Source organism: Stenotrophomonas sp. 116085_Sma (genome assembly GCF_056479585.1).
The window spans coordinates 4,824,261-4,848,836 of the sequence record NZ_CM151057.1 but is presented as its reverse complement, the minus strand read 5'-3'; the positions used below and the strand labels follow the sequence as shown (position 1 = coordinate 4,848,836).

At 67.3% G+C, this 24,576-nt stretch carries 22 protein-coding genes; 13 read left to right on the top strand and 9 right to left on the bottom strand.

The features are described from left to right. The first annotated feature begins 255 nt into the window (after nucleotides 1-255). The 6 genes from rpmH (at nucleotide 256) to ACZK0Z_RS22330 (ending at nucleotide 8,058) form a co-directional block, all read left to right on the top strand. Complete coding sequence (gene rpmH / locus ACZK0Z_RS22355; protein ID WP_005411729.1) at nucleotides 256-396, top strand: 50S ribosomal protein L34; 141 nt, start codon at nucleotides 256-258, stop codon at nucleotides 394-396. Between the two features lie 5 nt (nucleotides 397-401). Then, nucleotides 402-896 carry a ribonuclease P protein component gene (rnpA, locus tag ACZK0Z_RS22350; RefSeq protein WP_080355007.1) on the top strand — a complete coding sequence of 165 codons (495 nt, stop codon included), beginning with the start codon at nucleotides 402-404 and terminating at the stop codon, nucleotides 894-896. Continuing rightward, the gene (yidC, locus tag ACZK0Z_RS22345) at nucleotides 896-2,611 is read left to right on the top strand and encodes a membrane protein insertase YidC (protein WP_049429186.1); all 1,716 of its coding nucleotides are present in this window, start codon (nucleotides 896-898) and stop codon (nucleotides 2,609-2,611) included. Before rnpA ends, yidC begins: the two co-directional genes overlap by 1 nt. Nucleotides 2,612-2,779: 168 nt before the next feature. Then, on the top strand, nucleotides 2,780-5,452 hold the full coding sequence (locus ACZK0Z_RS22340; protein WP_197632687.1) for a polysaccharide deacetylase family protein: 2,673 nt from the start codon (nucleotides 2,780-2,782) through the stop codon (nucleotides 5,450-5,452). 3 nt (nucleotides 5,453-5,455) lie between these two features. Next, entirely contained in the window at nucleotides 5,456-6,805 is a 1,350-nt protein-coding gene (gene mnmE / locus ACZK0Z_RS22335; protein WP_197632688.1) for a tRNA uridine-5-carboxymethylaminomethyl(34) synthesis GTPase MnmE, read from the top strand. Nucleotides 6,806-6,942: 137 nt separating this feature from the next. Next, nucleotides 6,943-8,058 carry a glycerophosphodiester phosphodiesterase gene (locus ACZK0Z_RS22330; protein WP_197632689.1) on the top strand — a complete coding sequence of 372 codons (1,116 nt, stop codon included), beginning with the start codon at nucleotides 6,943-6,945 and terminating at the stop codon, nucleotides 8,056-8,058. Nucleotides 8,059-8,198: 140 nt separating this feature from the next. Here ACZK0Z_RS22330 and ACZK0Z_RS22325 read toward each other — a convergent pair whose 3' ends face one another. Beyond that, nucleotides 8,199-8,969, bottom strand: a complete 771-nt coding sequence (locus ACZK0Z_RS22325) for a rhomboid family intramembrane serine protease (protein ID WP_197632690.1) — start codon at nucleotides 8,967-8,969, stop codon at nucleotides 8,199-8,201. 106 nt (nucleotides 8,970-9,075) lie between these two features. After that, complete coding sequence (locus ACZK0Z_RS22320) at nucleotides 9,076-10,038, bottom strand: TerC family protein (RefSeq protein WP_010487446.1); 963 nt, start codon at nucleotides 10,036-10,038, stop codon at nucleotides 9,076-9,078. Between the two features lie 320 nt (nucleotides 10,039-10,358). Here ACZK0Z_RS22320 and ACZK0Z_RS22315 point away from each other — a divergent pair, with 320 nt between their 5' ends. Together ACZK0Z_RS22315 and ACZK0Z_RS22310 are read left to right on the top strand one after the other, a co-directional pair. After that, nucleotides 10,359-11,528: a class I SAM-dependent rRNA methyltransferase gene (locus ACZK0Z_RS22315; RefSeq protein WP_010487449.1), complete on the top strand. Its 1,170-nt coding sequence runs from the start codon at nucleotides 10,359-10,361 to the stop codon at nucleotides 11,526-11,528. 138 nt (nucleotides 11,529-11,666) lie between these two features. Beyond that, on the top strand, nucleotides 11,667-12,902 hold the full coding sequence (locus ACZK0Z_RS22310; protein WP_049429191.1) for a dipeptidase: 1,236 nt from the start codon (nucleotides 11,667-11,669) through the stop codon (nucleotides 12,900-12,902). Nucleotides 12,903-13,028: 126 nt separating this feature from the next. On the opposite strand, the gene ACZK0Z_RS22305 is transcribed toward ACZK0Z_RS22310, so the two are convergent. From ACZK0Z_RS22305 to ACZK0Z_RS22295, 3 genes are all read right to left on the bottom strand, one after another. Beyond that, the gene (locus ACZK0Z_RS22305; protein ID WP_197619878.1) at nucleotides 13,029-14,456 is read right to left on the bottom strand and encodes an amino acid permease; all 1,428 of its coding nucleotides are present in this window, start codon (nucleotides 14,454-14,456) and stop codon (nucleotides 13,029-13,031) included. A 158-nt stretch (nucleotides 14,457-14,614) separates the two neighbouring features. Then, nucleotides 14,615-15,034, bottom strand: coding sequence for a hypothetical protein (locus ACZK0Z_RS22300; protein WP_049429193.1), 420 nt, complete (start codon nucleotides 15,032-15,034; stop codon nucleotides 14,615-14,617). 57 nt (nucleotides 15,035-15,091) lie between these two features. Further along, nucleotides 15,092-16,177 carry an aldo/keto reductase gene (locus ACZK0Z_RS22295; protein WP_197632692.1) on the bottom strand — a complete coding sequence of 362 codons (1,086 nt, stop codon included), beginning with the start codon at nucleotides 16,175-16,177 and terminating at the stop codon, nucleotides 15,092-15,094. A 97-nt stretch (nucleotides 16,178-16,274) separates the two neighbouring features. Between ACZK0Z_RS22295 and ACZK0Z_RS22290 the strand changes: the two genes are divergently transcribed. Continuing rightward, on the top strand, nucleotides 16,275-17,177 hold the full coding sequence (locus ACZK0Z_RS22290) for a LysR family transcriptional regulator (protein ID WP_049429195.1): 903 nt from the start codon (nucleotides 16,275-16,277) through the stop codon (nucleotides 17,175-17,177). 148 nt (nucleotides 17,178-17,325) lie between these two features. Here ACZK0Z_RS22290 and leuE read toward each other — a convergent pair whose 3' ends face one another. Both leuE and ACZK0Z_RS22280 read right to left on the bottom strand, forming a co-directional pair. Further along, nucleotides 17,326-17,955, bottom strand: a complete 630-nt coding sequence (gene leuE / locus ACZK0Z_RS22285) for a leucine efflux protein LeuE (protein ID WP_049429196.1) — start codon at nucleotides 17,953-17,955, stop codon at nucleotides 17,326-17,328. A 14-nt stretch (nucleotides 17,956-17,969) separates the two neighbouring features. After that, nucleotides 17,970-18,941: a LysR family transcriptional regulator gene (locus ACZK0Z_RS22280; protein WP_065428073.1), complete on the bottom strand. Its 972-nt coding sequence runs from the start codon at nucleotides 18,939-18,941 to the stop codon at nucleotides 17,970-17,972. A gap of 91 nt (nucleotides 18,942-19,032) precedes the next feature. On the opposite strand from ACZK0Z_RS22280, the gene ACZK0Z_RS22275 reads away from it, so the two are divergent. Next, on the top strand, nucleotides 19,033-20,040 hold the full coding sequence (locus tag ACZK0Z_RS22275) for a zinc-binding alcohol dehydrogenase family protein (RefSeq protein ID WP_197632694.1): 1,008 nt from the start codon (nucleotides 19,033-19,035) through the stop codon (nucleotides 20,038-20,040). 68 nt (nucleotides 20,041-20,108) lie between these two features. Here the strand turns inward: ACZK0Z_RS22275 and ACZK0Z_RS22270 are convergent, their stop codons facing one another. Next, the gene (locus ACZK0Z_RS22270; protein WP_197632695.1) at nucleotides 20,109-20,714 is read right to left on the bottom strand and encodes a glutathione S-transferase N-terminal domain-containing protein; all 606 of its coding nucleotides are present in this window, start codon (nucleotides 20,712-20,714) and stop codon (nucleotides 20,109-20,111) included. Nucleotides 20,715-20,759: 45 nt separating this feature from the next. Here ACZK0Z_RS22270 and ACZK0Z_RS22265 point away from each other — a divergent pair, with 45 nt between their 5' ends. The 3 genes from ACZK0Z_RS22265 (at nucleotide 20,760) to ACZK0Z_RS22255 (ending at nucleotide 23,452) form a co-directional block, all read left to right on the top strand. After that, entirely contained in the window at nucleotides 20,760-22,310 is a 1,551-nt protein-coding gene (locus tag ACZK0Z_RS22265; protein ID WP_049429200.1) for a DNA recombination protein RmuC, read from the top strand. A 71-nt stretch (nucleotides 22,311-22,381) separates the two neighbouring features. Then, complete coding sequence (locus ACZK0Z_RS22260) at nucleotides 22,382-22,780, top strand: hypothetical protein (protein ID WP_049429201.1); 399 nt, start codon at nucleotides 22,382-22,384, stop codon at nucleotides 22,778-22,780. A gap of 126 nt (nucleotides 22,781-22,906) precedes the next feature. Further along, entirely contained in the window at nucleotides 22,907-23,452 is a 546-nt protein-coding gene (locus tag ACZK0Z_RS22255) for a glutathione peroxidase (RefSeq protein ID WP_049429202.1), read from the top strand. Between the two features lie 106 nt (nucleotides 23,453-23,558). On the opposite strand, the gene ACZK0Z_RS22250 is transcribed toward ACZK0Z_RS22255, so the two are convergent. Beyond that, on the bottom strand, nucleotides 23,559-24,575 hold the full coding sequence (locus ACZK0Z_RS22250; protein ID WP_197633469.1) for an MlaA family lipoprotein: 1,017 nt from the start codon (nucleotides 24,573-24,575) through the stop codon (nucleotides 23,559-23,561). Between the last annotated feature and the right edge of the window lies 1 nt (nucleotide 24,576).

Below are 24,576 nucleotides of genomic sequence, written 5' to 3'. Positions count from 1 at the left end.
CAGCAATAATCGTCCGGTGGCCGGGGCATGGACGCGACAAGGCGCCCAAACACAGGCCGGAAAGGGGGGAAATGGATGGCTCAGACTACCACCGAGCGCCCGCCTTCGGAATGCTTGTCCCCTACTTATTCACAAAAACATCCACAGCTATTGCACAGCCCGGTGAATTCGCGTAGCTGCCAGGGGTTGACTTGGGCCGGGGTACCTCTCTAGAATTTCCGGTTCTTTCCGTCCCATTCATACGAGAGGCCCCCAATGGCCACGAAGCGCACCTACCAGCCCAGCAACCTCAAGCGTAAGCGCGACCACGGCTTCCGTGCCCGTATGAAGACCGCTGACGGCCGCAAGATCCTGTCGCGTCGCCGCGCCAAGGGCCGCAAAGTCCTGAGCGCCTGATTGCCATGCCGCACCTCGCGGCAGACGCAATCCCTTCGACAGTGAATACTGCAGACCCGCGCAAGCGATTCCCTCGCTCTGCGCGGGTTCGCACGCGTGCCGAATATTCAACGGTCTTCAACGGCGCCCGCCGTGTGTCCGATCCGCTGATGACCCTGCACTGGCTGCCGGCTGACCGGCCGGCCAGGCTGGGTCTGGCGGTTTCCCGCAAGGTTGATCCGAACGCCGTCGGGCGTAACCGGATCAAGCGCGTCCTGCGCGACATCCTGCGTCAGACACGTACCGACATCCAGCCAGGCGACTTTGTCGTCGTGGCCCGTAGTGCTGCGCGTTCCGCCAGCAACGACGAGATCCGCCAGGCCTTCCTGCGCCTGCTGCGTCGCCTGCGTGCATTGCCCACGCCGGGCGTGGACGGCACAATGCCGCCGCCTGATGGCATCGCAACTCCTTCTTTGACCGAGCCGGCATCGCGTCCCGGCCCCGCCGAGCCTGTCCGCTGATGAACCAGACCCGCGTATTCCTCATTTTTGCCTGGCTGATGGTGGCCGTGCTGCTGTGGATGGAGTGGAGCCGTGAAAAGGCTGCCCCGACCCCGGCACCGACGACCACGTCGGCCCCGACCGCCGCACAGAGTGTTCCGGGCGCGACCCCGGGCGCCATCCCCAGCGCCCAGGTGCCGGGCGCACCGGGCCAGGCGGCCGTGCAGGCCCAGGCCAGCGCCACCCCGGCCAGCCAGCGCGTGACCGTCACCACCGACGTGCTGCGCCTGGTGCTGGACGGCGGCCGCGTGCTGGACGCCGAGCTGCTGCAGTTCCCGCAGACCAAGGACGAGGGCAGCCCGCCGGTCCGCCTGCTGACCGAAGACCCCGCGCATCCGTACAGCGCGATCAGTGGCTGGGCCAGCGAAGACAAGAACACCCCGGTGCCGGGCGCCGATGGCTTCAAGCTGGTCGGTGACACCAAGGACTTCGTGCTGGCCAAGGGCCAGAACGAGCTGCAGATCCCGTTCGTGTGGACCGCCGACAACGGCGTGACCATCAAGCGCACCCTGACCGTCTCGCGCAACGAGTACGCCGTGCGATTCAAGGACGAAGTCAGCAATGCCGGCGCCGCGCCGTGGAACGGCTACGTCTACCGCACCCTGGACCGCACCCCGACCATCCTGTCGCGGAGCATGACCAACCCGGATTCGTTCAGCTTCAACGGTGCCACCTGGTACGACAACGACAAGAAGTACCAGCGTCGTGCGTTCAAGGACTACCTGGAAGACGGCACGCTGAACCAGAACATCACCGGCGGCTGGCTGGCGATGCTGCAGCACCACTTCTTCACCGCCTGGATCCCGCAGAAGGACCAGACCGCGCACTACGTGCTGTCGCAGGTGGCCGGTCGTGACCTGATCGAGGCGCGTGGCCCGGCCTTCACCGTGGCCCCGGGCCAGTCCACCAGTACCGAAGCCCGCCTGTGGGTCGGCCCGAAGCTGGTCAACCTGATCGCCAAGGAAGACGTGCCGGGCCTGGACCGCGTGGTCGACTACAGCCGCTTCTCGATGATGGCGGTGATCGGCCAGGGCCTGTTCTGGGTGCTGAACCAGGTGCACAAGCTGGTCGGCAACTGGGGCTGGGCGATTGTCGGCCTGGTGGTGCTGCTGAAGCTGGTGCTGTACCCGCTGTCGGCCGTGCAGTACAAGAGCGGCGCCAAGATGCGTCGCTTCCAGCCGCGCATCGCGCAGCTGAAGGAACGCTATGGCGATGACCGCCAGAAGTTCCAGACCGCGATGATGGAGCTGTACAAGAAGGAAAAGATCAATCCGATGGGCGGCTGCCTGCCGATCCTCATCCAGATGCCGATCTTCTTCGCTTTGTACTGGGTGCTGGTCGAGTCGGTCGAACTGCGCCAGGCGCCGTGGCTGGGCTGGATCCAGGACCTGACCGCACGCGACCCGTACTTCATCCTGCCGGTCATCAACGTGGCGGTGATGTGGTTCACCCAGAAGCTGACGCCGGCACCGGGCATGGACCCGATGCAGCAGAAGATGATGCAGTTCATGCCGCTGGTGTTCGGCGTCATGATGGCCTTCATGCCGTCCGGCCTGGTGCTGTACTGGGTGGTGAACGGTGGCCTGGGCCTGCTGCAGCAGTGGTGGATGACCAAGCGCCATGGCGGCGAGCCGGTCCCGGCCACCACCGCCCCGGCCCCGGTCAAGAAGAAGTAACGCCGACCTGTAGAGTCGACTGTTAGTCGACTGGCGTTGGGGATGGAGCAGTCGACTAACAGTCGACTCTACCGCCCCGATCGACGCGAGAAGCCCGCCGCAAGGCGGGCTTTTCGCATGCGGCGTTAGAATTCCCCGCACACCGTTCCTCCCACTTCCGAGTCCGCCATGCCGCGTGCGTCGTCGTTCCGCCTGTTCCTGCCTTCGCTGCTGCTCACCCTGGTCGTTGCCAGCTGTGGTGACAAGGCCGCGAAGGCACCGGCGACCACCGTCACCCAGCCCAGCGCGCAGGCGGCGGCGGCCGCCGATCCGGCCGCCGCACCGTTGCTGGCTGCGTTGCAGAAGCAGCTCGACGGGTACCGCCGGATCATCGTGCTGCTGGCTGACGAGGAACAGCAGTCGGCCGCCGACCGCGGCACCTCCACGCGCGTGGGCCAGCAGCTGTTCCACGATGGGCTGGAACAGCGCACGGCGATCGCCGCACAGTTCGATGCGCTGCTGCGTGGTTCCAGCCCTCAGCGCTTCGCCACCCTCGGCACCGTGCTGGACTACATCGAGTCGGCGCCGGAACTGTTAGACGCCGACCGCCTGGCTTTCCGCGAAGTGCTGCGCGATCTGCATGAGCGCGTTGGCACCGACTCTTCGCTGCCGGCGGTGAAGCTGCACCAGCGCATCGGCGAGGACCTGGAAGCGCTCGATGAGATCGAACGCAACTACAACCAGGAACTGACCCGCATCTTCAGCCGCTTCGAGCGCACCCGTGCCATCGAGCTCAAGCGCGAGAAGTGGGAGGACTACATCGCCCACCTGCACAAGGACTACAGCCGCGAAGCGATCCTGCGCGATTATGGCGTGATCGAGCCGTATCCGATGTCGATGAAGGACAGCGACCGCGAGATCTTCGGCCGCGACCTGCCCGCCAAGACCGTGGTGCTGACCTTCGACGATGGCCCGCACAAGGCCTACACCGATGAAGTGGTGGCCATCCTCAAGCGTTACGACGTGCCGGGCGTGTTCTTCGAAGTGGGCCGCAACCTGGGCAAGGTGGAAGCCGATGGCAAGGTCAGTCTCGGCCCGATGGCGAAGATCAGTCGCAACCTGATGGAAGAGGGCTATGCGGTGGGCAACCACAGCCTGACCCACGCCCAGCTCTCGCGCACCACCGGTGATGCGCTGCGCCAGCAGGTGCTGGACACCGACACGCTGCTGAAGGACGTCGACAGCAAGCGTGCACCGCTGTTCCGCTTCCCTTATGGCGCGCGCAACGCCGAAGGCCTGCAGCTGCTCAACGAGGCCGGGCTGAAATCGATCATGTGGAACATCGACTCGATGGACTGGGCCGATCCGGTGCCGGAGTCGATTGTGCAGCGCGTGCTCGACCAGGTGAACAAGGAACAGCGCGGCATCATCCTGTTCCACGACATCCACGATCGTGCGGTGAAGGCGCTGCCGCAGATCCTCGACCGCCTGATTGCCGATGGCTACCAGTTCGCAGGCTGGAACGGCCGCGACTTCACCGTTGCGCGCGCGCGCAAGGGCGACACCGGTGCCGCCACCGTCACCACCGGCTACGAGAAGTCGTGGGCGATCGTGGTCGGCATCGACAACTACGCCAAGTGGCCGAAGCTGGAGTACGCCAGCCATGACGCGCAGGCAGTGGCCGACACATTGACCGGACAGTTCGGCTTCCCGTCCTCGCAGGTGATCGTGCTGAAGAACGAGCAGGCCACCCGCAACAACATCCTGGCCGCCTTCCACGACCGCCTGGCCGATGACCGCACCGGAAAGAACGACCGTGTGTTCGTGTTCTTCGCCGGCCATGGTGCTACCCGCAAGCTCGCCTCCGGGCGCGACCTCGGCTACATCATCCCGGTTGATTCGGACCCGAAGGAATTCGCTACCGACGCCATCGCGATGACCGACATCCAGAACATCGCCGAGAGCATGCAGGCCAAGCATGTGATGTTCGTGATGGATGCCTGCTACAGCGGCCTGGGCCTGACCCGTGGCGGCCCTTCGTCGTCGTCGTTCCTGCGCGAGAACGCACGCCGCAGCGCGCGCCAGATGCTGACCGCCGGCGGTGCCGACCAGCAGGTGGCCGACGCCGGCCCCAATGGCCATTCGGTGTTTACGTGGGTACTGCTGCAGGCGCTGGCCGGCAAGGGCGACCTCAACGGCGATGGCCTGATCACGGGTACCGAACTGGCCGCCTACGTGGCGCCGGCCGTCTCGGCCGTTTCGCACCAGACGCCGGCGTTCGGCAGCCTGCCCGGTTCCCAGGGCGGCGAGTTCGTGTTCCAGGTGCCGGACAGCCAGGAATTCCTCAACGCCGATACGCGCCAGCTGACCGCCGACGCGATCGCACTGAACAACAAGGTTGAAGCCGCCAGCGAAGCCAAAGGCAGCCAGGCACCGGTGACCGTGGCTGACCTGCAGGGCGGCAAAGCCAAGCTGGTGGTGCCCACTGCGGGCCCGGCATCGGATCGCCAGCGCGCGCAGCAGGCCAATGACCGCGGCCTGCTGCTGTACCGCGAGAAGCAGTACGACGAGGCGGTGGCGCAGTTCACCGAGGCGCTGAAGCTTCGCCCGGACTTTGCCCAGGCTGCCAACAACCTCGGCTTCGTCTATTACCGCCAGCAGCGCTACGCTGAAGCCGCACGCTGGCTGGAGAACACGCTGAACATCGATCCCTCGCGCGCCGTGGCCTATCTGAATCTGGGCGATGCCTACTTCAACGCGGGCGACAAGCCCAAGGCGAAGCAGGCCTACACCACTTACCTGGCGCTGCAGCCACAGGGCAGCGGTGCGGCGCAGGCGCGCGCGCAGCTGGAGAAGCTCTGAGCCATGAACGACGCGATCCGCACCGACACCATCGTGGCGATTGCCAGTGCGCCGGGCGCCGGCGGTGTCGGCCTGCTGCGCCTGTCCGGCCCGCGCGCCGCGGTGATCGCCAACGCGCTGGGCGCGCCCGCGCTGCGGCCGCGCCATGCGCACTACGCGCGCCTGCGCGATGCCGACGGCGAGGTCATCGACGATGGCATCGTGCTGTGGTTCCCGGCGCCGAACAGCTTCACCGGCGAGGAAGTGGTGGAACTGCAGGGCCACGGTAGTCCGGTGCTGCTGCAGCAACTGGTCGCGCGCTGCATCGCACTGGGCGCCCGCCAGGCGCGGCCGGGCGAGTTCAGCGAACGCGCCTTCCTCAACGGCAAGCTCGATCTGGCCCAGGCCGAGGCCATCGCCGACCTGATCGCCGCCGGTGACAACCGCGCCGCGCGCGCGGCACGCCGCTCGCTGGATGGCGTGTTCTCGCGCCGCATCGAGGCCGTGGTCGAACAGCTTGTGCTGCTGCGCATCCATGTGGAAGCGGCCATCGACTTCGCTGACGAACCGCTGGATACCCTCGGTGGCGCGCAGGTGCGGCGTGGGCTGGAACAGGCGCGCAGCGATCTGGCCATTCTGCGCCGCGATGCCGAACGCGGCCGTCGCCTCCGCGATGGCCTGCACGCGGTGCTGATCGGTCCGCCGAATGCGGGCAAGAGTTCACTGCTCAACGCGCTGGCCGGTAGCGAGCGCGCCATCGTCACCGACATCGCCGGTACCACCCGCGACACCCTGCGCGAGACCATCCGCCTGGACGGCCTGGAGCTGACCCTGGTCGACACCGCCGGCCTGCGCGACGGCGGTGACGCCATCGAACGCGAAGGCATGCGCCGCGCCCACGTGGAGATCGAGCGTACCGATCTGGCGTTGATCGTCCTGGACGCGCGCGATCCGGCGGCCGGTGAGGCCGCGCTGCGTGATGCCGTAGCGGCGGTGCCGCACAGGGTCTACATCCACAACAAGTCGGACCTGCTGGAAGCGTTGCCGGCGCTGGATGACCCGGACCGCGTGTTCGTTTCGGCCGCGACTGGTGCCGGCCTGGAAGACCTGCATGCGCGTCTGCGCTCGATTGCCTCTGCCGGGGCAGGGGAGCAGGTGGACGGTGAGTTCTCCGCACGCACACGCCACGTGGATGCGATCGAACGCGCACAGGAACACGCACAGCGCGCCGATGGCGAGCTGGCGCACGAACACCTGGAACTGGCCGCCGAGGAGCTGCGGCTGGCGCATGACGCGCTGGGCGAGATCACCGGGCAGATGAGCGCCGATGACCTGTTGGGACGGATCTTCTCCAGTTTCTGCATCGGGAAGTAACTGTAGAGCCGAGCCCATGCTCGGCGGTTCTACCCGTCAGCCGAGCATGGGCTCGGCTCTACAGGTGCACGCTTCCCCCGCCTGTCACATTGCCGCCTCATACTGACGCCCATCACATACCGCTTGGGGAAGTCGCAGTGAAGTCGTGGGGTTGTGCGTTGCTGTTGTCGCTGGCCGTGGCACCATCGGTGGCCATGAGTGCTGAATCCTCCACCCCGGCCGCGCCCAAGGTGTCGGTCTACGGCCATCGCGGCGCAAGCGCGCTGCTGCCCGAGCACACCCTGGCGGCCTACGCCCAGGCCATCGCCGACGGCGCCGACTACATCGAGCCGGACCTGGTGATGACCAGGGACGGGGTGATGGTGGCCCGTCACGAGAACGAGATCAGCGGCACCACTGATGTGGCCTCGCATCCGGAATTCGCCAGCCGCCGCACCAGCAAGGTCATCGACGGGCAGAAGGTTGATGGCTGGTTCACCGAAGACTTCACCCTGGCCGAGCTGAAGACCCTGTACGCGCGCGAGCGCCTGCCGGAACTGCGCAGCACCGCCTATGACGGCCAGTTCCGCATCGCCAGCCTGGACGAGATCCTGGCCTTCCTGGTCCAGCAGGCCGGGCGCGCCAACCGCGGCATCGGCCTGGTGCCGGAGATCAAGCACCCGACCTACTTCCAGTCGATCGGCCTGCCGATGGAAGACAAGCTGCTGGCCGCGCTGCGCGGCAACGCCTATACCAACGTCGGCCCGGTCACCATCCAGTCGTTCGAGATCGCCAACCTGCGTTACCTGCGCGGCAAGATCCCGCGTGGCAGCAACATCCGCCTGCTGCAGCTGCTGTGGAAGGGCGATACCCAGCCGGCCGACATCGCCAAGGCTGGTGGAAAGCTGACCTACGCGCAGATGATGACCCCGGCCGGGCTGAAGGACGTCGCCGGCTACGCCGACAGCATCGGTCCGGAGTTGCGCTCGATCATTCCGCTGGATGCCAAGGGTGCACTGGGCACGCCGACCTCGCTGGTGCGCGATGCGCATGCGGCGGGGCTGATGGTGATCCCGTATACCTTCCGCCCGGAGAACCATTTCCAGGCCAGCAACCTGCGCAAGGGCGCCGACAACGCGCGCAATGCCGAAGGATCGATCGCCGAAATGCGTGCCTACCTGGCCACCGGCATCGATGCGTTCTTCACCGATGACCCGGCGCTGGGCCGGCAGGCGGTGGATGGAATGGGCGCGGCGGGCAACGCGGCGGACTGACCCGCGCTGGTCCGCGTGCTCTGGTAGTTGCCAACCTTGGTTGGCATGCAGCAGGAGCGCCGACCAAGGTCGGCCACTACCGGGTCATGAAGATGCCGGATGGGGTCAGAGCCCCTTCGGGGATCCGACCCCGTCACCGATCAACCGCGCGGCTCGTCCGGGCGGCGGAACGGAATCACCACGTAGTCCTGTCCTTCGCGCGGCTGCCACAGCACCGGCACGCGCTGCGGTGACGGCGGCTCCAGCTCGTCGTCGGCCAGCGGCTCGACCTCGTCCTCCTCGTCTTCCCAGCTGTAGCGCTGGCGCGGCGGCAGCGGGTCGGCGTTGCGGAACAGCAGCGCGGCGATGATGCCGGCGAAGGCGCCGCCCATGTGCGACTGCCAGGACACGCCGTCGGCGTGCGGCAGGATGGTCATCAGCATGCCGCCGTAGAACAGCATGCCGATCAGGCCGGTGGCGATTGCCGCGCGGTCGCGGCGCAGCAGGCCCAGGCTGGCCAGCAGGAACATCAGGCCATGGGTCACGCCACTGGCGCCCAGGTGCACGCTGCCGGGGTTGCCCAGCATCCACGCACCGAGGCCCGAGCCCAGCCATAGCAGGGGCAGCGCGCGTACGGTGGCTTTCGGATACACGCTGCCGGCCAGGGTGCCCAGGATCAGGATGGCGATGCTGTTGGCGGCGATGTGCTCGACCGAGGCATGCAGCATCGGGCCACCGATGAGTCCGATCAGGCCCTTCGCTTCCAGTGGCGCCACGGCCCAGGGCCGCCAGTCGAAGGTGCCCTGCAGAGCGAACACGGCCACCAGCACCAGCACGGCGGCCAGGCTGGCATTGAACGCCCGCAGGATGCGCGAGCGGTCATTGCGGGGGGCCGGCACGTCGCCGGCGGGCAGGGGCGCGTTGTTGTCCATACCCCAGCAATGGCGGTGAGTGGCGCGAAACCAAGGCCACCGCTGCGGGAGAGTGGAAACGGCCGGCGGGACAATCCCGCCGGCCGCGCCGTTCAACGGGTCAGGCTCAGGCCTGGCCTTCGCCTTCCTTCGGCGGGTACTTCAGGCTCAGCACCACGGTGGCGGCGATGATCACCGCGACCACGCCCAGCGACACCGGGGTCGGGATCTTGAACAGGTCGATGATCATCATCTTGATGCCGATGAAGCCCAGCACCAGCGCCAGCCCGTACGGCAGCAGGTGGAAGCGGTCGGCCATGCCGGCCAGCAGGAAGAACATCGCGCGCAGGCCCAGCACCGCGAACACGTTGGAGGTGAGCACGATGAACGGGTCGGTGGTGATCGCGAAGATCGCCGGGATGCTGTCCACCGCGAAGATCACGTCGGTGACCGCGATCAGGATCAGCACCGCAAACAGCGGGGTGAACCAGCGCACGCCATCGCGCTTCACGCTCAGCGCGTTGCCGGCGTAGTCCGGCAGCAGGCGCAGGTGCTTGCGCATCCATCGCAGCGCCGGATTGGTCTCCAGGTCCGGCTCCTGGCCGGCGGCGAACCACATCTTCCAGCCGGTGAAGAGCAGGAAGGCGCCGAATACGTAGAGCAGCCAATGGAACTGGCTGATCAGCACGCTGCCAGCGAAGATCATGATCGTACGCAGCACGATCGCACCCAGGATGCCGATGATCAGCACCTTCTGGCGCTGCTCCTCCGGCACCGCGAAGTAGCTCATGATCATCAGGAAGACAAAGATGTTGTCGACCGCCAGCGCCTTCTCGACCAGGTAACCGGTCAGGAATTCGAGGCCGACCTTGTTGGCCACGACCTGGCCGGCGGTCTCATTCAGGTAGTACCAGAGGCCGGCGTTGAACAGCAGGGCCAGCGCGACCCAGCCGATCGACCACCACAGGGCCTCCTTGAAGGTGACCTTGTGCGGTCCACCATGGCGCATCAACACGAGGTCGACCAGCAGGGCGATGACCACCACCGCTGCGAAGCCGCCCCACAACCACACGTTACCGATCGTCTGCATTGGGAATGTCCGTTGGAAAGATGAATGCCAGGCCGGACGGCGAGGATCTGCAACGGAGGATCGGGAGGGGGATCCAGGGACAGAGCTTCGCCAGTACGGCGAAGGTCTCGCTCGCAGTCCCAGTCGGCTGGAACTGCCGTTGCACCGGAGCCTGCGGGCTCGAAATGACGGCGACAACGTCTGGGAGCTACTCCCCTTCTGGCGCCGATTCTGCCGTCTGGGCGGGCTGCCGTCAAATGGGGCCCGGGCGGGGCGGGAACCCCAATGGAGTCAGAGCCCCTGCGGGGATCCGACCCCGGCGGCCGGTTTACAATAGGTGGATGAATACCCCCCTTCCGATTGTCCGCCTCAAGAATGCGTGGCGTTCCAGCCACCCGTGGATCTTCCAGAAACTGGTCGAGAAGCCGACCGTCCGGCCCAAGCCCGGTTCCATCGTCGACGTGGTCGGCATCGATGGTGAGTTCATTGGCCGCGGGTTCTACAACGGGCACTCGCGCATCGCCGTGCGCATCCTCGAAACCGATCAGAACGTGCCGGTCGATGCCGGCTGGTTCTCGCGCAAGATCGCCCAAGCGGTGTCGCTGCGCCGTGAGGTGCTGAAGCTGGACGCGGTGTCCGACGCCTGGCGCGTGGTGCACAGCGAAGGCGACGGCCTGTCCGGCCTGGTGGTCGACCGCTACGGCGACCTGGTGGTGGTCGAGTTCTTCGCCGCCGGCATGTTCCGCCACCGCGAGTGGATCTACGACGCCCTGCGCGAGCAGTTCCCGGGTTGCCGCTTCCACAGCTTCGCCGACGAGCACGTGCAGAAGCAGGAAAGTTTCGACTTCCACGGCAACACCACCACCGAAGCGTCGGTGATCACCGAGTACGGCATCAAGTTCCGCGCCGACCCGGCCGGTGCGCACAAGACCGGCTTCTTCGCCGACCAGCGCGAGAACCGCGAGTGGCTGAGCCAGCAGGTGGAAGGCAAGAGCGTGCTGGACCTGTGCTGCAACACCGGCGGTTTCGCCGTGTATGCGGCGGCGCGTGGCGCTTCGGAAGTGGTCGGCATCGACATCGATGAAGACGTCATCCAGATCGCCAAGGGCAATTCGCGCCTGAACAACGTGCGCCCGAAGTTCGTGCAGTCCGACATCTTCCCGTGGCTGCGCGATGCCGCCAACCGTGGCGAGCAGTACGACGTGGTGATCCTGGACCCGGCGAAGATGACCCGCGACCGCGACCAGGTGATCACTGCGCTGAAGAAGTACCTGGACATGAACAAGCTGGCGCTGGGCGTGGTGAAGCCGGGCGGCCTGTTCGCCACGTTCTCCTGCACCGGCCTGGTGGCCGAGGACCAGTTCCTCGACATGCTGCGCCGCGCGGCCTATTTCTCCGGCCGCACGATCCAGATCCTGAAGGTGGCTGGCGCCGGTCCGGACCATCCGTTCATGGCCCACGTGCAGGAATCGCGTTACCTGAAGGCCGTGTTCTGCCGCGTGGTGGATTGACCGCGGGACGCTGTAGAGCCGAGCCCATGCTCGGCTGATCTGCCTGACAGCCTCAAGATCCGCCGGGCGTGGCCCGGCGCTACCCAATGCGCGGCCGCAGCGCTATGGTCGGGCTCTTCCCAATGCCGGTGAGAGCCCATGCCATCGTTGCGTCGTCTGTCCGTTGTGCTTGCCCTGGCGCTGAGTGCGCCGCTGTCCGCCCATGCCATCGAGTTCAGCGCGCAGGAGCTGGCGCGGGCCAAGGCCCTGCAGCAACGCCTGGTCACCCTCGACAGCCATCTGGATACGCCGGCCAATTTCGGCCGCGCCGGCTTCGACATCGAACAGCGCCACGACCGCAACGCGCTCTCGCAGGTGGACTACCCGCGCATGGTCGAAGGCGCGCTGGACGGCGGTTTCTGGGCGATCTACACCGACCAGGGCGACCGCACCGCCGCCGCCCATCTGGCCGAGCGTGACCACGGCCTGCAGCGGCTGCTGGAGATCCGCGAAATGCTGGCCGCCAATCCCGAGCGTTTCGCGCTGGCATTGACCGCCGATGACGCGGCGCGGATCAAGGCCGCCGGCAAGCGCGTGGTCTACATCAGCATGGAAAATGCCAGCCCGCTGGTGGCTGACCCGAGCCTGCTCTCGTTCTACCACCGCGCCGGCCTGCGCCTGCTCAGCACCGTGCATTTCGCCAACAACGAGTTCGCCGATTCGGCCACCGACCCCAAGGGCGCGGAATGGAAAGGCCTGAGCCCGGCCGGCAAGGACCTGGTGCGGCAAGCGGTGAAGCTGGGCATCGTGATCGACCAGTCGCATGCGTCGGACGCGGTGTTCGATGACCTGCTGGCGATGATGCAGGTGCCGTTCGTGCTCTCGCACAGCTCGGCCAAGGCGATCTACAACCACCCGCGCAACCTCGACGATGCGCGCCTGCGCAAGCTGGCCAAGGCCGGTGGCGTGATCCAGGTGAATGCCTATGGCGGTTACCTGATCGACACCGCGAAGACGCCCGAGCGCAAGCAGGCCGAAGAAGCGCTCAGCAAGCAGCTGGGCGGCTGGGAAGGCATGGGCATCGAGCAGGGTGTGGCTCTGCTCAACGCCGAACAGGCGCTGGACCATGAGCACCCGGTGCGCCATGCCAGCCTGGACGACTTCTTCGCCCACTTCGAGCACATCCTCAAGGTGGTCGGCCCGGAACATGTGGGCATCGGCCTGGACTGGGATGGCGGCGGTGGCCTGAGCGATCTGCCCGATGTCAGCCAGCTGCCGAAGATCACCGCGTGGCTGCTGCGCAAGGGCTATACCGAGCAGCAGATTGCCGGCATCTGGGGCGGCAACCTGCTGCGGGTGATGCGCCAGGCGCAGGAGTACGCCGCTGCTCCGTAGAGTCGAGCGGCGCTCGACTGCGCCTTTGTAGAGTCGAGCCATGCTCGACTGCTTTCGATAGGCACCCCGTGAGCCGAGCATGGCTCGACTCTACAGAGGAGCGCCGGGCCATGCCCGGCGGCCTCCTTACTTCGCGATCAACGCGTGGCGGCGGCTGTACAGCAAGTACAGCACCAGGCCGACCAGGTTCCACAGCAGGAAGTACAGCTGGGTGCTGTGCGGCAGGCTGAGGAACAGGTAGATGCAGCCCAGCGCGGCCAGCGGGCCGACCACGAAGGCCAGCGGCGTACGGAACGTGCGCTCGCGGTTCGGCTCGCGCAGGCGCAGCACCACCAGGCAGATACCCACCGCGGTGAACGCGGCCAGGGTACCGGCGTTGGCCAGCGCCGCGATCTCGTCCAGGCGTGCCACACCGGCCAGCGCCGACACCACCACCGCAGTGAACAGCGTGGTCGCCACCGGCGTGCCGGTGCGGGCGTTGACCTTGGACAGGCCACGCGGCAGCAGGCCATCGCGGCTCATCACGAAGAAGATGCGGCTCTGGCCGTACAGGAAGGCCAGCAGCACGGTCGGCAGCGCGATGATCGCGATCACGCCGATCACCATTGCCGCGGTCGGATGGCCGAGCTGGCGCATGATCAGCGCCAGCGGCTCGGCACTGTGGCCGAACACGGCGTAGCTCATCGCACCAACGGCGGCGAGCGCGACCAGCACGTAGACGATGGTGCAACCGATCATCGAACCGATGATGCCGATCGAAAGGTCGCGGCCCGGGTTCTTGGTTTCCTCCGCAGCAGTGGAGATCGCATCGAAGCCGTAGAAGGCGAAGAAGATGATTGCCGCTGCCGCCATCACGCCGTGCTCGACGCCATCGGGGCCCATCGACTTGGCGAAGCCGTACGGCATGAACGGCTGCAGGTTGTTGCTGTCGAAGGCGGGCAGGGCCACCGCCACGAAGATGGCCAGCGCGATCAGCTTGAACACCACCAGGATGGCGTTGAGGGTGGCGCTTTCCTTGGTGCCGGCCATCAGCATACCGGCTACCAGCCAGGTGATGATGATCGCCGGCAGGTTGATCATGCCGCCTTCCACGTGCGGGCCGGCGGCCAGCCAGGCCGGCAGGTGCACGTTCCAGCCGAACTGGGTGTGGACCCATTCGAGGAAGCCGACGAAGTAGCCGGACCAGCCCACCGCCACCGTACTCACCACCAGCGAGTACTCCAGGATCAGGCTCCAGCCCACCACCCAGGCGAATACCTCGCCCAGCGCGCTGTAGCTGTAGGTGTAGGCACTGCCGGCGGCCGGCATCATCGTCGACAGTTCGGCGTAGGACAGTGCCGCGCAGGCGCAGACCGCACCGGCAATCGCGAAGGAGATCAGAACGGCCGGGCCGGCCAGGTTGGCACCCACGCCGATCAGCGTGTAGATGCCGGTACCGACGATGGCGCCGATGCCCAGCGCGATCAGGTGCGGCCAGCTGAGCGTCGGGATCAGGCGCCTGCCGGCTTCGTGGACGGTGACGGAATCTAGGGACTTGCGCCGGAACAGGGACATGCAGGCCTCGGAAGGGGTGACTAAGAACGACAAGTCCCCGAGTGTGACCGAACGCAGCGCAGCATTACCACTGACGCGGGTCATACCCGACACGCCGCGCGCTGCACCGCGAGCAGGCTGCCGGAATCGGCATAAAGGGCCGTAAGCCCGGTACCGCCTCAGGGGGGGCTGGGCCAGTGGCAGCCGTCTTCCTGCCAGGCTTCGGGGTCGTCGTGGAAGGTGGTGCTGCGGCCGTCGCGGGCGCGTTCGTAGCGCAGATCCAGCACCAGGGCACCCTGCGTGCTCAGCAGGTAACGGCCGTTGAGGCGGCCATCGACATGCTCTTCCCAGACGCTGTCGAACTGGTAGGGGCGATCTTCGGCCAGCACCGTGGTCTCCATCGAAACCCGGCGCAGCGGCAGGCGATCGCGGTGGCCCGCGTAGCGCACGTCGGACTGGCCGTCCTCCAGCCAGCGCCATTCCAGGTGGATGCTGTCATTGCGACCACCGGTCAGGCAGCGATGGTCCTGCACGGTAGTGCCAGAGGCGGTGCCGGCGAGCAGCAGCAAGGGCAGGGTACAGCGAGCCAACCGGGCCATCCACGCGCGTCCATTCGGCAGGGAAGGCCAGCATAGCGCGCCCTCCCTGCCAGGGCCTCAGCGCCCGCGGGCGCGCAGGCGGGTGCCGCCGCTCATCAGCATTCTTGGCAATGGCATCTGCAGGAAATCGTGTGGGAACGAAGGCGCCACCGCACTGATCGCATCAAGACGAGCCAGGGCATCGGCCGGCAGCACCAGTTGCAGCGCGGCCAGGTTGTGCTCGAACTGCGCAAGGGTACGGGCGCCGATGATCGGCAGCGCGCCGGTACCGGGGCGCTGCAGCAACCAGGCCAGTGCCACCTGCGCAGGCGAATGCGAAAGAGCGGCGGCGATCAACCCGACTTCCTCGGCAATCTGCAGCGAACGTGGGGTCAATGCACCATTGATCAGGGCGACATTGCGGCGTGAGCCACCCGGTGAGGCATCGAGGGCATCGCCCTGGGCCAGGTCGGCGGCGCTGTATTTGCCGGTCAGCACGCCACTGCCCAGCGGCGACCACGCCACCACGCCCAACCCAAGCGTATCGGCCATCGGCAGCAGTTCGTGCTCGACGCTGCGCTGGATCAGGCTGTACTCGATCTGCAGCGCCACAAACGGTGCCCAGCCGCGCAGGTCGGCCAGGGTCTGCATGCGCGCGATCTGCCAGGCCGGCGTGTCCGAGATGCCGGCGTAGAGCACCTTGCCGCTGCGGACCAGGTCGTCGAAGCCGCGCATCACCTCGTCCACGCCGGTGGTGTCGTCCCAGGCATGCAGGTACAGCAGGTCCAGGTAGTCGGTACCCAGCCGGCGCAGGCTGTCCTCCACCGAGCGCAGCATGCTCTTGCGGTGGTTGCCGGCATTGTTCGGGTCGCCGGGTACGGTGGCCAGCGTGTACTTGCTGGCGATCACCAGCCGGTCGCGCTGGCCCTGGGCGAAGCGTCCGAGCAGGGTCTCGGCGCTGCCATTGGTGTAGTTGTTCGCGGTATCGATGAAATTGCCGCCGCGTTCGACGTAGCTGTCGAAGATGCGGCGGGCCTCGGCTTCGTCCGCGCCCCAGCCCCAGTCGGCACCGAAGGTCATCGTACCCAGTGCCAACGGGCTGACGCGAAGGCCGGAGCGGCCAAGCAGGCGGTAGTGGTCCAGCGACATGTGGGGCTCTCTCACAGGAAGGCGGCTGCACCGCCGGGAGCCACAGCATCCGTCGCCCGATCCTGTGGATAAACTGGAAGGAACCGGACTCACCATGAAGAGTGGCTTCACAATGGATCCCTCCGCACCGTTGTCGGCGGTGGTTGCCTTCGTCCACGTCGCCGACCATGCCAGCTTTACCCGCGCCGCCGATGCGCTGGGGGTCTCCACCTCGGCGCTGTCGCAGAGCGTGCGCGCGCTGGAAGCGCGGATGGGCGTGCGCCTGCTGCAGCGGACGACGCGCCGGGTTGGCCTGACCGAACACGGTGCGCGCTTCCTCGCACATGTACGCGGCGGGCTGGCACAGATCGAATCGGCGTTCGCCGATCTCGACAGCGTGCGCGCGGTCCCGGCCGGGAAGCTGCGCATCACCCTGCCACGCATCGTTGCCGAGCGCCGGGTGCTGCCCACACTGCCTGCGTTCCTGGCGCGCTACCCGCAGGTGGAGGTGGAACTGTGCGTCGAGCCGGCGCTGACCGATCTGGTGGCTGAGGGCTTCGATGCTGGCATCCGCCTGGGTGAATCACTGGCGCGCGGCATGATCGCGGTGCCGATCGGGCCGCCGGAGCGACAGGTGGTGGTGGCCACGCCGGATTACTTCGCGCGGCATGGCATCCCGGCCAGCCCGCATGATCTGCAGGGGTATCCGTGCATCGTCCACCGTCGTGCCAATGGCCGGTTGATGCCGTGGGAGTTCAGCCGGGATGGCCACGATCTGGAGGTGGACGTGACCGGCCGCCTGGTGTTCAACGATGCCGAACTGGCCTACGCCGCCGTGCTGGCCGGGCTGGGCATGGCACAGGGGTTCGCCTCGCTGGTAGCCGATGATCTGGTGGCCGGGCGCCTGCAGGCGGTGCTGGACGACTGGCAGCCGCCCTTTGCCGGCTTTCATCTGTACTACCCGGCACGCGAGCACATGGCACCGAAACTGCGGGTGTTCATCGACCATCTGCGTGCCGAAATGCACGGCCGGTAGAGGACAACCCTGGTTGGCAGACGGCCTCTGGGACCATGAACGCCGGTGGCGCCAGCGCCACCAAGGCCGGCGACTACCGGATCCCGCGCTCTGGTAGAGGCCAACCTTGGTTGGTCGACGCGGCGTCAGAGCCTGCTCGACGGCGGTATCAGCCGTTCAACCCCAGCCGGATGCCGAACCCCACCAGGAACAGGCCGGCCACCCGGCGCAGCGCATCGCTGATGCGCGGATGCTGGATCAACCGGCGGCGGGCCAGGTTGCCGACCCCGATCAGCATCGAGCAGTAGGCGATGCTGACCACCAGGATGATGCCGGCCAGCGCGGCGAAGGTGGCGATGCCCTGGTGTGCCTTGGGATCGATGAACAACGGCAGGAAGGCCATGTAGAACAGGATTGCCTTCGGGTTGAGCAGGCTGACCAGGATCGCCTGCTGGAAGTAGCGGCCGGGCTGCATGCGGATCGGACCGGCGTCGCCGCCCTCGTGCCTGGGCGTGCGCAGCAGGCTGATGCCCACCCACACCAGGTAGGCCGCACCCAGGTACTGCACGGCATGGAACACCAGCGGATTGGCTTTGAGCAGCGCAGCCACGCCGGCCAGCGCCAGCCACATCAGGATCTGGTCACCGACCAGCAGGCCGGCCAGTGCCGTGTAGCCACCGCGCACGCCGCCTCGGCCGGTGGCGGTCAGCAGGGTGAAGGTGCCGGGGCCGGGCAGGGCGAGGAACACCAGCACGGCGACCAGAAACGTCCACAGGTCCTGGATGCCCATCCACGGCATGGCGGTGTTCTCTTTTACGGGGGGCCGTCATTGTCGGCCAGCACCGGGGCGGGCGACAGGGGGCTGGTGAGTCCATCGGGCATGCCAGACAGCAGCGGTTGCAGGTGCTGGCGCAGCTGCGCGTGCAGCTGCCGCACCGCCGGCGAGAACTGCTTGCGATGCGGGCACACCAGCTGCAGCGGAATGTGGCTGCCAACGCCATCGAGCAGCAGCTGCAGGCGGCCGGCCAGCACGTCTTCGCGCAGGTCCAGCCAGGATTTGTAGGTGATGCCTTCGCCGGCCACCGCCCAGCGCCGCACCACGTCGGCGTCGTCGCAGACCAGCGGGCCGCGCACCGGGATCACGGTGCGGCGCCCGTCGACCTCGAACGACCAGCGATCGTAGGCGCGGCCACTGAGCTGGTAGACCAGGCAATCGTGCTCGCGCAGTTCGTCCAGGCGCACGGGCGTGCCCCGTCGCCGCAGGTAATCGGGCGAAGCCGCGAGTACACGGCGGTTGCCTTCGAGCAGGGGCAGGGCCACGTAGTTGGCGTCGTCGAAGTGGCCGATGCGGATTGCCACATCGACCGGATCGCGGAACACGTCAGCTACCTCATCGGACAGCTGCAGGTGCAGGCGCAGCCGTGGATGGGCGGCTCGGAACGCGGTCAGCCACGGCAGCAGCAGGTTGCGACCGAAGTCCGATGGCGCCGACAGCTGCAGCGTGCCGTGCAGTTCGGCGTCCTCGCCCTGCACGCGGGCCCGACCTTCGCGCAGGGTAGCCAGCACCTCCTGCGCATACGGCAGGTACAGCGCGCCCTCACCGGTCAGGCGCAGGCTGCGGGTGGTGCGCACGAACAGGCGCAGGTCCAGTTCGCGCTCCAGCCGCGCCACGGCGGCAGCGACCTGGCCGGGCAACAGGTCGGCCTCGCGCGCGGCCTGCGAGAAGCTGCCCAGTGCGGCCGTGCGGACGAACAACTGCAGATCGTCGAAGCGGATCATCTTCATTGCCAGAGTGAAAGTGCTGCCCGATTCTGCGCCTTTCTGAGCGGCCTTGCGCGGCGCAACCTGTCCACTCCTTCCCCACTGGACCGCTGCCATGCGCGCCATTGCCTACACCCACGCCGGCCTGCCGATCGACGACGCCCGGGCCCTGATCGACATCGAACTGGAACTGCCGCAGCCTGGCCCCCGCGACCTGCGGGTGGCGGTGCGCGCGGTGGCGGTGAACCCGGTCGACACCAAGGTCCGCCGCGGCGTGGCCACCGATGGCCCGCGCGTGCTGGGCTGGGATGCGGTCGGCATCGTCGACGCCGTGGGCAGCGAAGTGACCCTGTTCCAGCCCGGCGATGCGGTCTACTACGCCGGCGTGATCGACCGGCCGGGCAGCAATGCCGAATACCAGCTGGTGGACGAGCGCAGCGTCGGTCGCAAGCCGGCCAGCCTCGGTGATGCGGCCGCCGCGGCATTGCCGCTGACTGCGATCACCGCCTGGGAGCTGCTGTTCGACCGCCTGCGTATTCCCGAGGGTGGTGGCGAGGGCCAGACCCTGCTGGTGATCGGTGCCGCCGGTGGCGTCGGCTCGATCCTGGTGCAGCTGGCGCGGAAGCTGACGAAACTGACGGTGATTGGCACCGCATCGCGCCCGGACACCCAGGACTGGGTGTATGCGATGGGCGCGCACCACGTGATCGACCACAGCCAGCCGCTGGCCGAAGGCCTGGCACGGCTGGGCATCAGCGAGGTGCAGCATGTGGCCAGCCTGACCCATTCCGACCAGCACTACGCGCAGATCGTCGAACTGCTGGCGCCGCAGGGCCAGTTCGGCCTGATCGATGACCCGGGCCAGGTGGATGTGATTGCGCTCAAGCGCAAGGCGCTGTCGCTGCACTGGGAATCGATGTTCACCCGCCCGCTGTACAGGACCGCGGACATGCAGCGCCAGCATGAGCTGTTGAACCGGGTGGCCGAGCTGATCGATGCAGGCGTGCTGCAGACCACGCTCGGTGAGCACTTCGGGCGCATCGACGCGGCCAACCTGCGGCGCGCGCACGCGCTGCTGGAAAGCCACCGCGCCAAGGGCAAGATCGTGCTGGAAGGCTGGTAACACCAGGCCTTTCCTGCGTCGTTGGGGTCAGATCCCTTTCCCTTTGGGAAAGGGATCTGACCCCTGCCTCAGGCCACGCCGTTGTCGACGTGTTCGGCGAAACCGGGCTGCTGGCGAAGGCGTTCGAACCACGCCGCGAGGTGTGACAGCACGGGCTTGTGGCCCGGTGTGCTGCGCCAGCGCTGGGTCGACAGCCCCAGCACGACATCAGCGAGGGTGGAGGTGCTGCCCGCCACGTAGCCATCGGTGGCGGCCAGCTGTGCATCAAGCACCCCCATCAGCCGGTTCCACTGCGCCAGGCTGGCCTCGGCGCGGGCGTCATCCGGGTAGTCCGGGTGTTGCCGTACCCGCGCCATGAACACGTGGCGCCAGGCACTGTTGAGGTCGCTGGCCTGCCAGTCCATCCACTGCTCCACCCGCGCACGGGCCTGCGCCGCAGCAGGCAGCAGGTCGTCACGGCCGGCGAGCACGGCCAGGTACCGGCAGATGCTGTTGGACTCCCACAGCACGAAGTCGCCATCGCGCAGCACCGGTACCTGTCGGTTCGGATTCAGTGTGGCCACCAGGTCTGCCGGTGGCGCAGGCTCGTGGTGCAGGGGCAGATCCAGCCCCGCGCACAGCCACAGCACCTTGCGCACATTGATGGAGGTTGGCTTTCCGTACAGAGCGAGCATGGTTCCGGCGCAGCAGCTGAGACTCCGCCAGCCTACACTTGTGCCATGCAAACGGAATATCTGCTCATCGGCGGCCTTCTATTGGCCGTGCTCATCCTGCAGCTGGTCGCCCTGCTGCGCCGTCCACCGCATGACCGCCTGGAACAGGCGGTGCGCGAGGAGGCACGCGCCGGGCGCAGCGAACTGCGCGAACAGCTCGATGGTTTTGCCCGCGCGCTGACCGACCTCTCCACCCGCACCGACCAGCGCCTGGACCTGCTGCGCGAAGCCTTGGGCGAAGACGCCCGCAAGGCGCGCGCCGAAGCCGCCGACAGCCAGCAGCGCGGCGCCGCGTTGATGGGACAGCGCCTGCAGGAACTGCGCGGCCAGCTGGAAACCTTCGGCCAGCAGCAGGAAGCGCGCATCCACGCGTTCGGCCAGCAGCTGCAGGAGCTCACCGGGCGCACCGACACCCAGCTTGGCGCGCTGCGGCAGACATTGGTGGACGATGCGCGCAAGGGCCGTGAGGAAGGTGCGCAGTCGCAGCAGCGCCTGACCGAAAGCCTGGGCCTGCGCCTGCAGGAACTGACCCAGCGCAACGAACAGCGCATTGCCGAAATGCGCGCCACGCTGGAAGAACAGTTGCGCGCGCTGCAGAACGACAACGCACAGAAGCTGGAGCAGATGCGCCACACGGTGGACGAGAAGCTGCAGTCGACGCTGGAAACGCGCCTGGGCAACTCTTTCAAGCTGGTGTCCGAGCGACTGGAGCAGGTGCAGCGTGGCCTCGGCGAGATGCAGCAGCTGGCCACCGGCGTCGGCGATCTCAAGCGTGTGCTGACCAACGTCAAGAACCGTGGCAGCTGGGGTGAAGTGCAGCTGGAGAACATCCTCGAGCAGACGCTCACCCAGGAGCAGTACGCACGTGCGGTGAAGGTGCGGCCGGACAGCGGTGAAATGGTCGACATTGCCGTACGCCTGCCGGGGCGCAGCAGCGATGACACGCCCGTGTGGCTGCCGATCGACTCCAAGTTCCCGCGCGAGGACTACGAACGGCTGCTGGATGCGCAGGACCAGGGGGACGCAGAGGGCGTGCGCCTGCAGGGCATCCAGCTGGAGCGCGCGGTGCGCGTGCAGGCCAAGTCGATCTGCGACAAGTACATCGCGCCGCCGCACACCACCGATTTCGCGGTGATGTTCCTGCCCACCGAAGGCCTGTACGCCGAAGTGATCCGGCGCCCGGGCCTGGTCGACCTGTTGCAGCGCGAGCATCGCGTGGTGGTGGCCGGGCCGACCACCGTCACTGCCCTGCTCAACAGCTTGCAGATGGGCTTCCGAACGTTGGCCATCGAGCAGCGCTCCAGCGAAGTGTGGAGCCTGCTGGGTGCGGTGAAGAGTGAGTTCGGCAAGTTCGCCGGCATCCTGGAAAAGGCCGAGAAGCAGATCACCACGGTCGGCCGCAGCATCGGCGAGGCCAGCCGCAAGACGCGCACCATCGAACGACGCCTGCGTGGCGTGGAATCGTTGGCGTCCGAACAGGCGCAGTCGCTGCTGGGTGATCTGGCCGAGGGCGATGGGGCCGGCGAGGACGAAGGCAACGACGGCGACGAGGCCTGAGCCACGCTGACACGCCGCCTGCATCGCCGATGCGTATGCTGGCGGCCTGTCCGCTTCGATCAGGTACCGCCATGCGCCTGCGCCTCTGCTCCAGCCTTGTCTTGACCGCACTGCTTGCCGCCTGCAGCAGTGCGCCGCCGGCCGTGGACGTGGCGGCGCAGACCGGCACTGCGGCCAGCCCCGAAGCCGCCGAGGCCTACCAGGAGGCACGCGACGTCGACTGCCAGGCGGCCGGTGGCACCCTGCAGCGGCTGGGCCGGCTGCAGCGCGAGCAGTGCGTGATTCCCTACGCCGATGCCGGCAAGGCCTGCAGTCGCAAGAGCGACTGCACGGGCCAATGCCTGGCCAGCGGCGAGGTGGCCGCTGGCAGCGTCGCCACCGGTACCTGCCAGCGCGATGCCAGCCAGAACTTCGGCTGCCGCCAGCGCATCGAGGACGGCAAGGCGCAGGGCACGATCTGCGTGGATTGAATCCTGCCTGTAGAGCCGAGCCCACGCTCGGCTGCTGTGGCATCAGCCGAGCGTGGGCCCGGCTCTACAACCGCGTGCGCGGCGCTATGCTGGTGGGCCATTCCCCGCCGTAGCCGGAGCCCCCGCGTGAGCACCCCGATCCAGGACATTTCCCTCACCACCATCGACGGCCAGCCGTCCTCGCTTGCCGACTACCAGGGCAAGGTGCTGCTGCTGGTCAACGTCGCCTCCAAGTGCGGCCTGACCCCGCAATACGAAGGCCTGCAGGCGCTGTATGCGGAAAAGCACGCGCAGGGCCTGGAAGTGCTGGGCTTCCCCGCCAACAACTTCCTCGGCCAGGAGCCGGGCAGCGAGGCGGAAATCCAGCAGTTCTGCCAGCTCACCTACGACGTCAGCTTCCCGATGTTCTCCAAGATCAGCGTGGCCGGTGACGACACCCACCCGCTGTACCAGCAGCTGATCGCCGCTCAGCCGCAGTCGATCGGTGAAGGCCCGTTGCGCGAGCGCCTGGCCAGCAAGGAGATCCCGATCCACGCAGCACCGGCGGTGCTGTGGAACTTCGAGAAGTTCCTGGTTGGCCGCGACGGCAAGGTCCTCGCGCGCTTTGCTCCGGACGTGGCGGCCGATGACGCGCGCCTGCGCGAAGCCATCGAGGCCGCCCTGGCGGCCTGATCGGCCGGGGCCGGATCCCTTTCCACGGGAAAGGGCTCCGACCCACCCCGCAGCGCCAAAGAAAAACCCCGCCGAGGCGGGGTTTTTCATGCATCGCTGAAATGACTCAGTGGGTCCACTGCGGCATCGGCATCGCATCGACCGGAATCGGCGAATTGGCATCGTCGTGGCCACGCTCGCGCTTGCTGCGCAGATCGTTCTCGATCTGGTAGTTGCGGCGCTGCATCCACGCATCGCGCACCAGCGAGTACTCGTCCACTGCGGTGTCGCGCAGGTCGTCGATCGCCAGCAGCTGCGCGCGGGTATCCACCAGCTGCAGGCCCTGCAGGCCGATGCGGACCTTGTCTTCCTCGATGCGGCGGATCGGTGACAGCGGGATGTCGCCGGCTAGGCCGAACACATCGCGCACGGTACGCGGGCCGAAGAACGGCAGTTCCACGTAGCGCGAGCGACGCCAGCCCCACACGCCCAGGGTCTGGCCGAAGTCTTCATTGCGACGCGGCACCATCGCCTTGCTGGCCGGATCGAACAGGCCGCCAATGCCCAGCGTGCTGTTCATCAGGAAGCGGCCCAGGCTGTCCCAGGCATCGGCACCACGGCCCTGCAGCAGCTGGTTGGTGATGGTCACCGGCGCGCGCAGGTTGCTGAAGAAGTTGCTGACGCCGGTGCGGGCGAAGCGCGGCACCACGTGGGTATAGGCGGTGGCCAGCGGACGCGCGACGCCGCGGTCGACCGCGTTGTTGAACTTGTGCACCTTGCGGTTGAACGGTTCCCACGGGTCGTAGGCCGCCGCATTGGTGGTGTTGCCGGCACCGCCATAGAGGGCATCGAAGTCGTCATCGCCACCGGGCGTGGCGGCTGTGGCGGTCTTCGCTGCACTGCTGTCGCCGCTGTCGGTCGGCGCAGCCGGCGACGATGCGACAGCAGCCGGCGGATTGGCCACGGGTGCGACCGGTGCAGCGTCAGCCGTGCCTGCATCGGTGGCTGCGGCAGTAGGCGAGGTGGTGGTACTGGCCGGAACCAGGGTGCTGGCCGCGGGTGCATCGCTGCGCGCGGGCTTGCCGGCACAGGCGGTGAGGGCGGTGGCCAGGACGATCAGGGGGAGGGTGCGCACGACGTTCATG